Genomic DNA, 15,070 nt, shown 5'->3' on the forward strand with positions numbered 1-15,070 from the left:
AGATGGGGTGCCCAAATGACACCCACCAAGTACAACTTAACGTTTTGATGACTTCGCGACAGCATTTTTACCGTGTTTATCGCGCATAACCCACTGGCTTAAACAAACCAAAACCAGCGACATCAGCAACAAGACCGTTGCCAGTGCATTCACTTCTGGGGAGACCCCTACTTTTACCATTGAGTAGATTTTCAATGGTAAGATTTCATAGCTTGGTCCCGTCACAAAGGAAGAAACCACCACATCATCCATTGATAAGGTAAAGCTCAGCAGCCACCCTGCGACAATCGCAGGCAGCGCTAATGGCAGAATGATTTTCCGTAAAATGGTAAATTCCCCCGCCCCGAGATCCCGCGCCGCTTCCAACATTTTCACATCAAAATCTTTCAATCTCGCGTATACCGTCACCACCACAAAAGGCAGGCAGAAGGTGATATGTGAAAATAACAGCGACCAGAAACCTAATGAGACGCCAAGGATCATAAACAGGACGAGCAATGAAATTGCCATCACAATATCGGGAGACATCATCACCACAAACAGCATTCCGCCGACAAATGGCTTGCCTCTAAAACGATAACGAAAGAGAGCAACAGCGGTTAATGTGCCGATAATGGTCGCAAACGTCGCTGAAAGTACCGCCATGGTCAATGAATGCCCTGCCGCTTCAAGCAGGCTGTCATTATTGCTCAGTAACTCATACCATTTGGTCGAAAAACCTTGCCACTGAATACCAAAACGCGATTCATTGAATGAGTTCACAATCAAGATAATGATTGGAATATAAAGATACGCGTAGATGGTGGTCATAAAGCCACCACGCAAAATACGTCCTATCATTCTTCATACGCCTTTTTATTCAAAAGCTTAGCAGCTCGGTAGTACACATACAGCAGCAGCCCCATCATCACCGTGAGGAAAATACTGGTTGCAGCCCCAAACGGCCAATCGCGAATATTCAAGAACTGACTCTTAATGACGTTACCAATCAGCAGGTTTTTCGCCCCGCCCATTAAATCCGCCACGTAGAACAGCCCCATTGCTGGCAGCAACACTAATAAGCAGCCCGCAATAATTCCCGGCATGGTCAGTGGAATAATAATCTTCACAAAAGTTTGGCATCTATTGGCGCCCAAATCCCGCGCCGCTTCCAAGTAGGATTTATCCAGCTTTTCAATACAGGAATAGAGCGGCATCACCATAAATGGCAATAAGATATAGATTAAGCCCAATACCACCGCTTCTGGGGTATACATCAATTTCAACGGCTTATCGATAATGCCAATCCACAGCAAAAAGTCATTCAAATACCCTTTGGTACTTAAAAACACTTTTAAGCCATAAATACGGATCAATGAGTTGGTCCAAAATGGCACAATCAGCAGAAATAGCATCAGCGGTTGGATGCGCTTAGGCAGCTTCGCCAAAATAAACGCAAAGGGGTAGCCGATCACAAGGCAGAAGAAAGTGGCGATCAACGCCATATTCAACGAATGCAGCATCACTTGGGCATACATCGGGTCTGACAGACGGATGTAGTTGTCCCAAGTAAACACCAGATCCACCAGATTCGTATCACTGCGCGTGAAGAAACTGGTGCCAATGATCATTAAGTTTGGCAGAAAGACGAAGAGTAACAGCCAAGCGACGACGCCCGTGATAATCACATTCTGCAAGATTTTATGCTTACGAATGATCATCCAGAACTACCTCCCAGCTTTCAACCCAAGTCACAGCAACTTTTTGGTTAAGGGAGTGGTCGACATCAGGGTCATCTTCGTTAAAGAACTCGCTGACCATAATAATTTTGCCATCTTCCATCTCAACCACTGAGTCTAACGTCATACCTTTATAGTTACGTTCTCGCACGTAACCGATCAGCCCTGGGTGATTATCGGCGTCATTGACTTCTTCAACGCGTAAATCTTCAGGGCGCAATAAGACGTTTAAATGCTGACCTTCTATGACCGGTAAATCGGTGAAAATATCACATTCATGCCCTTCAACGTTAGCACGAATACGTTGTTCATCAATACGATGCAACACTTTTGCATCAAAAATATTGATTTCACCGATAAATTGAGCAACAAACAGGTTTTTCGGCTCTTCGTAAATTTCACGCGGCGTACCATCTTGCTCAATTTTCCCTTCACGCATCACAATGATACGGTCAGACATGGCCAGTGCTTCTTCTTGGTCATGAGTCACAAAAATAAACGTAATCCCCAGCTTGCGCTGTAAGGCTTTCAGCTCATTTTGCATCTGCTTACGCAGCTTATAATCCAGCGCAGATAAAGACTCATCCAATAACAGAACCTTGGGACGATTGACAACCGCACGCGCAATTGCCACACGTTGTTGTTGACCACCTGAAAGCTGGTTCGGCATACGCTCTGCAAAATCCGCCAATTGCACCATATGCAAGGCTTGCTCCACTCGTTTTTGAATGTCCGCTTTGGGTGTTTTTTGCATGCGCAAACCAAATGCCACATTTTCAAATACGGTCATGTGTGGAAATAATGCATAGCTTTGGAAAACAGTATTCACGAAACGTTGTTCCGCAGGAATATCTGTAATGTCCTGACCATCAAGAATAATTTGACCGTCATCCACATCTTCTAATCCAGCAATCAGACGTAAAACCGTCGTTTTACCGCAACCAGAAGGCCCTAAAATGGTGAGAAACTCCCCATTTCGGATCGTGAGGTCAAGCTCAGAAATAATTTGTTTGCCATCAAAACCTTTATTTAAAGATTTTAATTCGACGAGTGGTGTGAGAGAAGTTGTCTCAGTCATTTATAATACACTCTATCCCTAGGAATAATGCAGATAGAACCGCCACCGTTAAAGACTGTTAAGCCCCCAGGAGAACCCCAGCAAAGCCCAAAACCAGTAGCGCCATTTTTAATAAAACAATAAGGGCTGCATAATAAACACTGTTAATGAAAATTGAAAGCCATTTTCAACACTTTGTTTGCCTTTCACTATGAATTTAAAACAAATAAAAGTGATTTATGATAAAAATAAGTGACATAGCCATATTTTTCATAGCTTTGTGCTTATCTATCATTTTTCATTATAGAACCAGAAATAAAAGAAACATTAAAAGAATATTAAATTCAATACGTTAAATAAAAAACCAAACCAAACTATCGATTAAGATAACTTACCCAAGTAATAATAAAAGTCCACTTTCCTTTTATTTTCACTCTGTATTTTATTTATTATTTCTAGAATGCTAACCAACCATAAATGATCAATTAATCCGCTAACCTATTAGAGTATTTATGGAAAAATTGAATGCATAAAATCTAAATTAACTGCCCCTCGATAACATGAATAACAAATAGTTAAACCCAATACCCATAATTAATTTATGTGATTAGCTTCATACTTTGAATTTGAATATTAGTTTCTTGGCAAAGTTTAACCAAAGTCATATTTTCTTTTACATCCCTTTGAATATAATGGGTAATTATTCTAATTGCATTCAGACTATTATCCCTATAAACGATTATCCCGCCTGACAAAACAAGCGGCATTTAGAACAAAAAGCCTATAAATAATTTATTTCTTATATTTTCCGCTAAAATTAATATGTGAGTGAGCAAAATGGCTAATAAAGAGTTTTTTTACCAAGAACCTTATCCGCTATCTGAGGATAAAACCGAATATTACCAAGTCTCTGATAAATATGTTTCTGTAGAACAATTTGCTGGGAAGCAAATGTTAAAAATTGAGCCAGAGGCTTTAACCCTTCTTGCTGAACATGCAATTTACGAATCCCAGTTCTTTTTAAGACCTGCCCACCAAAAACAAGTCGCCGCGATTTTGCACGATCCAGAAGCCAGTGAAAACGACAAGTATGTCGCCCTGCAATTACTGCGTAACGCCGAGATTTCTGCGAAAGGTGTTCTGCCAAACTGTCAGGATACGGGAACCGTTGCCGTCGTCGGGAAAAAAGGCCAACAAGTTTGGACTGGCTGTGATGACGAAGAATACCTCTCTCGAGGCATTTATAACGTTTTCCAACACGAAAACCTGCGTTTTTCGCAAAATGCCCCGCTGGATATGTTCAACGAAGTCAATACAGGCACCAACTTGCCCGCACAATTTGATATTTTTGCCACCACGGGTGATGAATACCATTTCTTGTTTGTTAACAAAGGTGGCGGCTCTGCAAATAAATCTGCCCTTTATCAAGAAACTAAAGCAACACTGACCCCGGCTAAGTTGAAAAACTTCTTAGTTGAGAAAATGAGAAACTTAGGGACAACTGCTTGCCCACCGTATCATATCGCATTCGTTATCGGCGGCACTTCGGCAGAAACCACGCTGAAAACAGCCAAACTGGCTTCGGCAAAATACTATGATAACCTGCCAACGACGGGTAATGAGTATGGCCGTGCGTTCCGTGATATTGAGCTAGAAAATGAGTTATTAGAAGCGTCACGCCATCTCGGCTTTGGTGCGCAATTTGGCGGTAAATACTTTGCCCACGATGTGCGTGTTATTCGCTTACCTCGCCATGGTGCTTCTTGCCCGATCGGTTTAGCCATTTCTTGCTCTGCTGACCGCAATATCAAAGCAAAAATCACCAAAGACGGCTTGTGGCTGGAGAAAATGGAGCATAACCCAGCACAATATATCCCTGAATCGATGCGCCATCAGGCAGAAGGAACCGTAGTTCATATCGACCTCAACCGCCCAATGAAAGATATTTTGGCCGAGTTGAGTAAACACCCTGTATCGACCCGTGTATCCCTCAGTGGTCCACTGATCATCGCTCGTGATATCGCCCATACCAAACTCAAAGAGCGCTTAGATAATGGTGAAGACTTACCACAATACTTTAAAGATCATATGGTCTATTACGCAGGTCCTGCGAAAAAACCTGAAGATATGGTGTCGGGTTCTTTAGGCCCAACAACGGGTAACCGTATGGACCCATACGTTGACCTATTCCAATCCCATGGCGGTAGTATGTTAATGTTGGCAAAAGGTAACCGTACCCAAGCCGTGACTGACGCCTGTAAAAAACACGGCGGTTTCTACCTTGGTAGCATTGGCGGCTCCGCGGCTATTTTGGCTCAAGAATTCGTGAAGAGCTTAAATTGCCTCGAATACCCAGAGTTAGGTATGGAAGCGGTCTGGAAAATGGAAGTGGAAGGGTTGCCTGCCTTTATTCTGGTGGATGATAAAGGTAATAACTTCTTTGATATTGTGCAGAATGACACCTGCAAGAAATGCGTTAAATAATGACCTAGTACGATAAATCTTCCACATCATTGCCTACTTTACTCACATTAAAGTAGGCAATTTTTTGTTTCGCGCTTTTTATCTTCGGTCATTATGCACGGGTAATTGATGAGTGACACAGTGTATCCCACCCCCTCCCGCTGCAATGACATCAATATTAAGCATGATAATGTCTCGGCCTGGGTATAGCATTTCAAGGAGCTGCTTCGCATCATGATCTGCCTGCTTGTCCCCAAATTCAGGCGCAATAACGGCACCATTGATGACAAAGTAATTAATGTAACCCGCAGCGAAATCAGGGTTATGTCGGCTAAAGCGAGTTTGTCGCAGAGTGCTAGGTGGCGACACCGTATAAATTTTCAGTTTTCGTCCGTCAGCATCCGTCGCATTTTCTAAAATCTCCATGTGCTTGCGCGTGACTTCATAGTCAAAAGAGTCCGAATCATTATCGAGATTTATCAAAATAACCCCAGGCTTCACAAAACGAGCGTAGAAATCGACATGCGCATCCGTAATGTCTTTTCCTTTAATACCTGGCAACCAGATGATTTTACGTAATCCTAATGCTTTTTTTAGCTCTTCCTCTATCTGATCTCGGGTTAAATTAGGGTTTCGATTATCATTTATCCAACTACTTTCCGTCATTATCCCTGTACCATGACCATCAACCTCAATCCCTCCACCCTCTCCAGTTAAGCGACTGATAAGTGGGGTAATCACACCAAAATGCTGCGCTTGGAACTTTGCCAATTGGGCATCGTTATCATGTTGCTGCTTATTGCCCCAACCATTGAAATTAAAATCAACGGCATTGAGTCCCCCTTTTGGATTAACCACAAAATTGGCTCCGATATCACGCATCCATATATCATCGAGCTCTGTCGTGATAAAACGCGTATTTTGGCTACCACACATTTCCTCAGCTAACTGACGCTCATTTTCTCGACAAAAAACCACCACAGGCTGGTACTCAGCAATCGCTTTAGCGATACTCCCTAATGTTATTTGCACATCTGTAGTGAATTCACCCCAAATTGCTTTTTGGGCACCGAAGGCAATGAAAGCACACTGCTGTAATTCCCCTTCATCTGGCATCATTCCCCATTTTTCACTCTGCGAACTCCCTATTGCAACTGGTGATATGCCAAAAGAGGCTGCAACGCCTATGGCACTAATGACTGAGGTTTGTCGGATAAACTGACGACGAGTCGGCATACTGGGTTCCTTAATACTCATTATGATAAGCAATACTATTCAGTGATTTTCAATACACCTATCTTAATACCCTTGATAGCCATAAAACTAACGATATAATTAGCGCACAACTGATTAGATGAGCTTATCAAGAATGCTAAAATATTGGCCACCATTAAATGCATTACGCGGGTTTGAAGCGGCCGCCCGGTTGGGAAGTTTCCATCAAGCCGCAGCGCAATTGCATGTCACACAATCTGCAATTAGTCAGCAAATTCGTAGTTTAGAAAGCCAGCTCGAGCAGCCACTATTTATTCGACAAGGACGCAGTGTCACGCTCACGGATGCCGGGCAGGATTTTTACACTAGTGTTCAGGATACATTGAAACAATTAGCGATTGGGGTACGCAGGCTCGATCAGTATCGAAAATCTAACCAACTTATTGTGAACACAACACCTGCATTTGCTCGTCACTGGCTATTACCTCGACTTAGACAATTTCAACAACGACACCCTGACATTGATATCTGGTTATTCACTACCTATGACGTGCCAAATATGGAAATGGAAACTATTGATATCGCGATCCGTGATGACCTAGCCATACAAAATGAATGTACTTTTGAAGTGTTATATCAAGATAGTCTCTACCCAGCTTGCCACCCTAGCCTGCTTGGTGCTAAATCGCCTTTAACGCTACACGGCGAGCGAGAAATGGATTGGAGTAACTGGGTTATTGGCGGTGGTGAATCAGTTGGACAATCACAAAAAGGAGTGAACTTTTCAGATCCGAGTCTGTTATTAGATGCCGTCAGCCAAGGATTGGGGATCGGATTAGTCAGTCAATTACTCGCGACACAAGCTCTAAATTCAGGGCAATTAATACCACTCACAGAGCAGCGCGTAACAGGCGCTAAATGGGCATTGTTAATTCATAAAGACGCTGAACTCAACCCATTAACACAATATTTCCGCCAATGGTTAACAGCCGAAATGGCAACATGTTCAGCGCAAAGCGAATAAAACCTTGGGCCTTTTGCGTGCAGCACCCAAGGTTCTTTCAACTTATTTATCAACGACAACGTTCTTATTCACCACATCCTGCTCGCTATTGCCTACCATCAAAGCAAATTTGCTAATCGGGTCAGTGCTGTAGGCATACAGGCGTTTTAGTGCATAAGGGTTATCACCGAGCTTGACCTTACCTTGGATGGTAGACACCGCAATATGTAAGCCCGCTTCTTTTGCTGCATCAATCGCCGTTTGGTTATAGGCACCGAACGGGTAAGCTAAATAGCGCTGGTCTCTTTCGAATTTTGCCAACGCTTTCATTGAACGTTTAAAATCCAGCATGATCGTGTGCTCTTTACGGCTAAAAATAATCGGGTTATTACGGTTATCTAAGCGATGTAAAAAGTGCGTATGGGATTGAATGTTGAAAACATCTTGGCTCTCTTTAATTTCTTGCTTACTCATAAATTGCAGAGAATCCGGATCCCATTTTTGCGGCTGAGTTTTGATACGCGAAGAGATGACAAACAGCGTCGCCTGTTGCTGGTTATCTCTTAAAATAGGCAATGCATAGCGATAAACGGATTTAAGCCCGTCATCAAACGTGAGTACCACAGCACGCCCGGGTAAATTCGCACTCTTATTTAAATAACCTTCCACATCTTCGAGCGATAATGTTTGATACCCCATCTCTTTGAGGTAATTCATTTGCTCACGAAAAGCATCAACCGAGGTTGTCGTCGAAGTATGGCGAAAGTTTTTATTTTCACCGTCCTCGAGAATATGGTGATAAGTAAAAATAGGAATGCCTTTATCAATCGCCACATCATTTAAGCGAACATAACCCAGACGATCCCCGAGGCGAATGGTTAACCATGAGGTTTTGTCCCCATCTTCATCCGTTTTGATCATTCGAGCTAATACGGGATAGCGAAGATTTTCCCATAAAGAGGCGATTTGCCGCGAATCTTCATCAGTTGCACTGAATACCGGCGTTTTTTGGCTTGTAATCAAATAATCATAAACTGGGTTTTTAAGATCGTTTAAACGGTCATCTTCAGGGATATTCCGAGGCTTCTTTTTGGATATCTGAGTGCTTTTAACATAGGCGAAATCATTACCAAACTGTAGGGCATTATAGTCACCATTTGGACTATAGGCGTAAAAGCCATTGTCTGGATTGATCTCTCCAACAATACGCATTTGACCGCCTACAATAGCAAAGATGTTTTCTGGCGCTTTTGTCTGAATCAATTTGGGAGGTACATCCACAAGCTCCCAATTATCAAGATTGATCGCTTTTGAACCACTGATAATTAAATTATTATTTTTTATATCCGCAGCATGTGAAACAGAAAAAAGATTAACGAAAAAGATCAAAAATAGAAAAAGTACTCGATTAGACATGTCCTTTCCACTCAGTATCACCAATACACCGCGCCAGTTTAAACCGACTTACAATTTAACCCTATACCCTGATAAAAATATTTTTGCATGGCAAAGCCACGATAATACGTCCGTGGCTGTTGTTATAGATAATTTGCTATAGGTAATTTGTTATGGATAATTGTATATGGCATTCAATAGACACTGAGCGAGTTAAAACCTTTCAATTAAATGAAAAATAAATTTATCAACTTATTAACAATAAAATGAATAGTCTTAAAATAACGTATTTAAAAAGAAATAAACTCTACTTTTGCCCGTAATACGCATTTTTTCCATGTTTACGTAAATAATGTTTATCCAGTAACTCTTGCTGCATATCGTCAATTTTAGGTGTCAATTGACGCGTAAATAAATTCATATACGCAATCTCTTCCAATACCACTGCATTGTGTACCGCATTATGAGCATCTTTGCCCCAAGCGAATGGACCGTGGCTATGGACTAATACCGCGGGAATATCCTTTGCAGAAATTCCGAGCTGTTTAAATGTTTCAATAATCACATACCCAGTTTCTCTCTCATATTCACCCGCTATCTCACTTTCTGTCATTTTACGGGTGCAAGGTATTTCACCATAAAAATAATCGGCATGTGTAGTACCTAATGCACTTAGTGGTAGGCCAGCTTGTGCCCAAATAGTTGCATGGCGCGAATGGGTATGAACGATACCACCAATCTCGGGAAAAGCTTGATATAGCGCTAAATGGGTATCAGTGTCAGAAGAAGGCTTATATTTTCCTTCGATGACTTCACCAGTGGTTAATGAAACAACCACCATGTCATCCGCTTTCATGGTTTCATAATCCACCCCGGAAGGCTTAATCACCATCAAACCGGCTTCGCGGTCTACTCCACTTACGTTACCCCACGTAAACGTCACTAGCTTATGTTTGGGTAATTCAAGATTCGCCTCAAATACTTGCTGTTTTAATGTTTCCAGCATGATTACCTCCCTAGGTGTAAAAAGATGGCGTGAATACGATATGAAAATAGCGAGTCATATCAACGACAAGGTTCTCTTTTATTCTCTATTTACTGTCGATGAATAGACGTTGTTCTTATTATTAAGGTAAACAGATTTAGCTGAATAAAAAAGTCCGACGCTTTACAAATCATTAACAAAACAACATAAATCAGTCACACTCGGTCATAATCGGTCTAATTAAAACAAAAATACGCCTAATAAAAATGCCCGAATATGTGAAAGTTGATTAATGCTTCGTCTAGTTTCTGTCTATATACCGCCATATTTAGTGATCTAATTAACAATAAAAATGAAAATATAAATGTTTGTTTCATATAAACGTGATCAATAACTCTATAAATAGCTTTGTTTGTTTCTATCCGTTATTACATGAGTCGAATCACGACAAAAAAAATTCAGCGCTGGCACACTATTTATCGTGGAAAGAATGTTTATCGCGGAAAGAATGTTTGTCATAGATAATAATAAACGCCATGGGCTGAATAGGAGTTTTGAGATGCTACAAGCTGAACGCCACCGATTAATTTGCTCCCATGTTTCTCAACATGGCTCAGCGTTAGTGCGCGATTTAGCTCAACTTTGTCACGTATCTCAAGAAACTATTCGCCGGGATTTAACGGTACTAGAACGTGAAAAACGTTTAATTCGTAGTTTTGGTGGTGCTGTTGCCACTGAACAAGATGAAAGCCCGGTACTGAATGTAATGCCCTCTTCGGTCAAACTCAGTCAAATGGTCGATGGTGCAGAATCCTTTCGTAAGAGAACGGAAGAAAACCCAGATGCGAAAATGAAAATCGCCAAAGCAGCATTGAAGTTTATTCAGCCGGGTGACTGCATCATGATGGATAACAGCAGCACATGCTGGTTTCTGGCGAGGCAAATACCCGATATCGATATTACGGTGGTCACCAACTCCGTCAAAATCATTCAAGCATTAGCATGCCGAGATCGCGTTCGCGTCATTGGCATTGGTGGAGAATATTCAGAACGCCATGATGATTTTCATGGTCCTATTTCTGAAAGTATCATCCGTAGCTTTCAAATTAAAACGTTATTTTTATCATGCCAAGGATTCAATATTGAAACTGGCGTTCGAGATGGCAGTGAAGTTAATGCCAAATTAAAAAATATTATGATTCAGGTTTCTGAGAATTGTGTGTTATTAGCGGATAATAATAAATTAGACCAATATGCTTTTAGCCAAGTTTGTACCTTAAATGATATTAACGTGTTAATTACCAATAAACTTAATGATAAAAACTTCAAACAAGTATTTCCGAAGTTAAACATTATTGAATGTGATAAATAGTATTCAGTGTAATAAAGAGTATTTATATCGATGATAGTCGCAGCGTAACTAAATGAGTAAATTAAGCAATTTGTTTTTATTTTAAATAACCGAATTACACCAGGCAGCAAAGAAACCTATTAATTAAATTAACGATTAATAGAAATTAATTATATCTATCCGATTAAACAAAACATTAACCCTATGTTGATGAGCATGGCTGTATATGCACATCATCTCTGAGGAATATAACGATGAATATGAAAAAATTAGTTTTACCTTGCTTAATGGGCGCCGCACTGTTTTCCAACATGGCGATGGCTGAATCACAGAAAGCACAAAAGCCATTTACCATGGGTGTTGTGGTGAAAGTGGGGGGGATTCCTTGGTTTAACGTCATGGAGCAAGGGATCACTGAAGAAGGTAAAAAACTCGGCGTTAATGCATTCCAAGTGGGTCCAACCACCGCTGACCCTGCAGAACAAGTTCGTGCAATTGAAGATTTAATCGCGAAGAAAGTCGATGTTATCGGCGTCGTTCCTAACGATGCAAAAGTCCTTGAGCCGGTATTAAAGCGCGCCCAAGAAGCAGGCATCAAAGTGATTACTCACGAATCCCCAGATCAAAAAAATGCGGATTGGGATTTCGAATTACTGGATACCCAAAGCATGGGCGCTAACCATATGAAAGATATGGCAGCATGTATGGGTGAAGAAGGTAAATACGCCATGTTCGTGGGCAGCCTGACGGTACCTTTAGTCAACGAATGGGCTGATGCGGCAATCGCTTACCAAAAAGCACACTATCCAAAAATGCAAATGGTCGATGACCGCTTTGGTGTAGCAGAATCCGTTGATGATTCTATGCGTACTGCAAACGACCTGCTGTCTAAGCATAAAGATCTGAAAGGTATCATGTCATTTGGTTCTCAAGGACCTATCGGTGCGGGTCGCGCTATCGACAAACGCCGTAAAAACGCTGAAACCTGTGTATTCGGTACATTCACGCCGGGTCAAGGTATCAAACTGTTAGAAAAAGGCGCAATTGACGGCGGCTATATCTCTAACCCGAAAGTGGCTGGTCAAGTTTTCGTTCAAGTCGCTACGGCAATGATGAATGGCGAAGAGATCAAAACTGGCGTCAGCATCGGTGATATGGGTGAGATAAAAGTGAGTGGCAACACCATCCTCAGCGACAACCCAGTTAACCTGAATATTGAAAACACCAAAAAGCTGGTTGAAGTCGGTCTGTAAATTCGCGCTACATAATAAAAATACGACAACAGTATTATTTTGTTCCACATAGTTTAAGTGACAACAGCACCCTATTTAGGTCTGATAGCGGTGTCTGTTGTCACTCTGAATCTGACGACACAGTCAACACCAGGACTCCACTATGACAGCCGAAAAAAACTCCCCACTGATTACGTTACGGGATCTTTCCAAAAGCTTTGGTGGTCATCGTGCATTACGCAATATCGACTTGACGCTAAACAAAGGTGAAGTTCATTGTTTAGCGGGCACCAATGGCTGCGGAAAAAGTACGTTAATTAAAACCATTAGCGGCGTTTATGCTCCCGATGAAGGTAGCGAAATTGAAATAGATGGCAAACGATACTCTCGCCTGACCCCAGACAAAGCGCGAGAGCTTGGCGTTCAAGTTATCTACCAAGACTTATCCTTATTTCCTAACTTAACCGTGGCAGAAAACATCGCCTTTGAACTGAATTTAAACGGTTATTTTGGTTGGTTTCAAAAAGGGAAAGTGAGGGAAAAAGCGTTACAAATTCTCAAAGAACTTGAGTTCACCATTGACCCTGATACCCCAGTGCAGTTTCTCCCCATTGCCCAGCGTCAGCAAGTAGCCATTTGCCGCGCACTGGTTGCGGATGCACGCTTAGTGATCATGGATGAGCCAACGGCCTCGTTAACTCGCACCGAAGTTAATCAGCTACTTTCTACCGTGAACTACTTAAAAAACAAAGGTATCACCGTTGTTTTTGTCAGCCATCGGTTAGAGGAAGTAAAAGAAATTTCTGACCGCATTACCGTTATTCGTGATGGGCAAAAAATGGGAACATGGCCAGCAGAAGACCTGACAACGCGCAAAATCACTGAGCTGATGACAGGGCTTGATATTGTTCATGAACGCAAATCACCCAATAACGCAGAAGAAACTCACACGGTCTTAGAACTGAAAAACCTCAGCCGTGCTGGGCAATACCAGAATATTTCCCTGTCATTAAAGCGCGGTGAAGTACTGGGACTTTGCGGATTATTAGGCTCTGGTCGTACCGAGCTTGCCCTTTCTCTGTTTGGGATAACCCGCCCTGACAGCGGCGAAATGATCGTCGAAGACAAGCCAATTATCTTCAAAAATAATGCCCAAGCTATCAAACATGGTATTGGTTACGTGTCTGAAGACCGCCTGACACTGGGGGCAATTTTGCAGCAGTCTATCGCCGACAATATGGTGATTTCGATTTTAGATCGCCTGAAAACCCCTCTTCATCTGATTGATGAGCAAAAATGCCAGCAAATCGTCCAAGAGTGGATCGCGGATTTGGATATTAAAGTGACCGACCCAAACAATGCTCTCTCCACCTTATCAGGGGGAAATCAGCAAAAAGTGGTGCTCGCCAAATGGATCCTGACGCGCCCTAAAGTGCTGATCCTTGATGCCCCTACCGTGGGGGTCGATATCGGTGCTAAAGACAGCATTTACAAGCTGATACATCGACTTTCTGGTGTTGGGATCGCCATTTTATTGATCACCGATGAAGCCTCTGAAGCTTTCTACAACTGCGATCGCATTTTACATATGAAGCAAGGATCTATCGTCAAAGAAATTGTGACGGATTCCATGACTGAGCAACAATTGGAGGAAATCATCAATGGCTAATTGGCAAAAACTTCGTCCGCAGTCTGTTGAAGGCTGGCTAATCTGGGTGATCCTCATCATGGTGGTGTTTTTCACCTTAATGAGCCCACAATTTCTCACTATTCAAAACTTGCTCGACTTAAGCGAAAGCTATGCGGTCACCGGTATTTTTGCACTGGGATTATTTGTGGTACTCGTCACTGGTGGTATTGATATCTCTTTCGCCGCCGTTGCCTCGGTTGTCCAATATGTGATTGCCACTTTCTTACTGCAAGGATTACTCGAAAGCCCAACCCTGAGTATCGCCCTTGCGATTGTCATCGGGATCACCTTTGGGTTGATCAACGCAATTTTGATTTACTCCCTCAATGTGGTGTCGATCATTATCACTATTAGTATGCAATCTTTGCTGTTCGGCATGCTGATGTGGCTAACCAACGGACACAGTATCTACGACTTACCGGATTGGTGGGTTGATCCTGTCACCATCCTGCCTTTTGAAGTGGATGGTGAATATTATCAAATTGGTTTGCCATTGATCGTGATGTTAGGGATCGCGTTTTTAACGTGGATCTTAATGAACAAAACCCACATTGGTCGCCAACTGTATGCGGTAGGCGGCAGCCAAGAATCAGCTTCACGTATTGGTATTCGCGTCTGGGTGATTTATCTGTTTGCTTACGGTTATCTCGGTGCGATGGCCGCTATCGGCGGCATGCTGCAAACCTATCGCATGAGTGAAGTGGTGCCTAGCGCCTTAGTGGGTGGCGAGCTTGATGTTCTCGCAGCCGCGGTATTAGGTGGCGCGAGTTTATCCGGCGGTCGCGGTAGCGTTATCGGTACGCTTATGGGGGTTTTCCTCATCGGTATCTTGAAAAACGGTCTGAACTTGATCGGGGTGTCTAACTACTTCGTCAATATCGTCATCGGTATGGTCATTCTTATCGCTATTTGTATTACTCACTACAAAAAGCGTAAAGAAACGGACGTAGGCTTTGTTTAA

General features: G+C 42.3%; 12 protein-coding genes. 6 read left to right on the forward strand and 6 right to left on the reverse strand.

What is annotated here, in order from left to right:
- Nucleotides 1–36 precede the first annotated feature (36 nt).
- From potC to potA, 3 genes are read right to left on the reverse strand one after another with little or no spacing between them, the layout of a single operon-like run.
- Nucleotides 37–840: a spermidine/putrescine ABC transporter permease PotC gene (gene potC / locus GKR61_RS12845; RefSeq protein WP_036949236.1), complete on the reverse strand. Its 804-nt coding sequence runs from the start codon at nt 838–840 to the stop codon at nt 37–39.
- Nucleotides 837–1,700 carry a spermidine/putrescine ABC transporter permease PotB gene (gene potB, locus GKR61_RS12850; RefSeq protein ID WP_154599961.1) on the reverse strand — a complete coding sequence of 288 codons (864 nt, stop codon included), beginning with the start codon at nt 1,698–1,700 and terminating at the stop codon, nt 837–839. The genes potC and potB overlap by 4 nt, the downstream gene beginning before the upstream one ends.
- Nucleotides 1,687–2,796: a spermidine/putrescine ABC transporter ATP-binding protein PotA gene (gene potA / locus GKR61_RS12855; protein WP_036949233.1), complete on the reverse strand. Its 1,110-nt coding sequence runs from the start codon at nt 2,794–2,796 to the stop codon at nt 1,687–1,689. The genes potB and potA overlap by 14 nt, the downstream gene beginning before the upstream one ends.
- 816 nt (nt 2,797–3,612) lie before the next feature.
- Here potA and GKR61_RS12860 point away from each other — a divergent pair.
- Nucleotides 3,613–5,259 (forward strand): fumarate hydratase, encoded by a 1,647-nt coding sequence (locus GKR61_RS12860; protein ID WP_036949231.1) that lies wholly within the window; start codon nt 3,613–3,615, stop codon nt 5,257–5,259.
- Between the two features lie 78 nt (nt 5,260–5,337).
- On the opposite strand, the gene GKR61_RS12865 is transcribed toward GKR61_RS12860, so the two are convergent.
- Nucleotides 5,338–6,474, reverse strand: a complete 1,137-nt coding sequence (locus tag GKR61_RS12865) for an agmatine deiminase family protein (RefSeq protein ID WP_036949230.1) — start codon at nt 6,472–6,474, stop codon at nt 5,338–5,340.
- A 133-nt stretch (nt 6,475–6,607) separates the two neighbouring features.
- Here GKR61_RS12865 and GKR61_RS12870 point away from each other — a divergent pair, with 133 nt between their 5' ends.
- Nucleotides 6,608–7,477 (forward strand): LysR substrate-binding domain-containing protein, encoded by an 870-nt coding sequence (locus GKR61_RS12870; protein ID WP_036949228.1) that lies wholly within the window; start codon nt 6,608–6,610, stop codon nt 7,475–7,477.
- Nucleotides 7,478–7,519: 42 nt separating this feature from the next.
- Here the strand turns inward: GKR61_RS12870 and GKR61_RS12875 are convergent, their stop codons facing one another.
- Both GKR61_RS12875 and araD read right to left on the reverse strand, forming a co-directional pair.
- Nucleotides 7,520–8,872 carry a polysaccharide deacetylase family protein gene (locus GKR61_RS12875; protein ID WP_036949227.1) on the reverse strand — a complete coding sequence of 451 codons (1,353 nt, stop codon included), beginning with the start codon at nt 8,870–8,872 and terminating at the stop codon, nt 7,520–7,522.
- Between the two features lie 286 nt (nt 8,873–9,158).
- Nucleotides 9,159–9,857 (reverse strand): L-ribulose-5-phosphate 4-epimerase, encoded by a 699-nt coding sequence (araD, locus tag GKR61_RS12880; protein WP_036949226.1) that lies wholly within the window; start codon nt 9,855–9,857, stop codon nt 9,159–9,161.
- Nucleotides 9,858–10,395: 538 nt separating this feature from the next.
- Here araD and GKR61_RS12885 point away from each other — a divergent pair.
- The 4 genes from GKR61_RS12885 to GKR61_RS12900 all read left to right on the forward strand — a co-directional run bounded on the left by GKR61_RS12885 (nt 10,396) and on the right by GKR61_RS12900 (nt 15,070).
- On the forward strand, nt 10,396–11,208 hold the full coding sequence (locus tag GKR61_RS12885) for a DeoR/GlpR family DNA-binding transcription regulator (RefSeq protein WP_165906944.1): 813 nt from the start codon (nt 10,396–10,398) through the stop codon (nt 11,206–11,208).
- Nucleotides 11,209–11,447: 239 nt separating this feature from the next.
- A complete protein-coding gene (locus GKR61_RS12890) occupies nt 11,448–12,440 on the forward strand; it encodes a substrate-binding domain-containing protein (RefSeq protein WP_036949290.1) in 993 nt (330 codons plus the stop codon).
- Between the two features lie 142 nt (nt 12,441–12,582).
- Nucleotides 12,583–14,088 carry a sugar ABC transporter ATP-binding protein gene (locus GKR61_RS12895; protein ID WP_036949224.1) on the forward strand — a complete coding sequence of 502 codons (1,506 nt, stop codon included), beginning with the start codon at nt 12,583–12,585 and terminating at the stop codon, nt 14,086–14,088.
- Entirely contained in the window at nt 14,081–15,070 is a 990-nt protein-coding gene (locus GKR61_RS12900; protein WP_036949223.1) for an ABC transporter permease, read from the forward strand. The genes GKR61_RS12895 and GKR61_RS12900 overlap by 8 nt, the downstream gene beginning before the upstream one ends.

The sequence above is a fragment of the Providencia sp. wls1916 genome (genome assembly GCF_009706585.1).
Lineage (GTDB): Bacteria > Pseudomonadota > Gammaproteobacteria > Enterobacterales > Enterobacteriaceae > Providencia > Providencia lanzhouensis.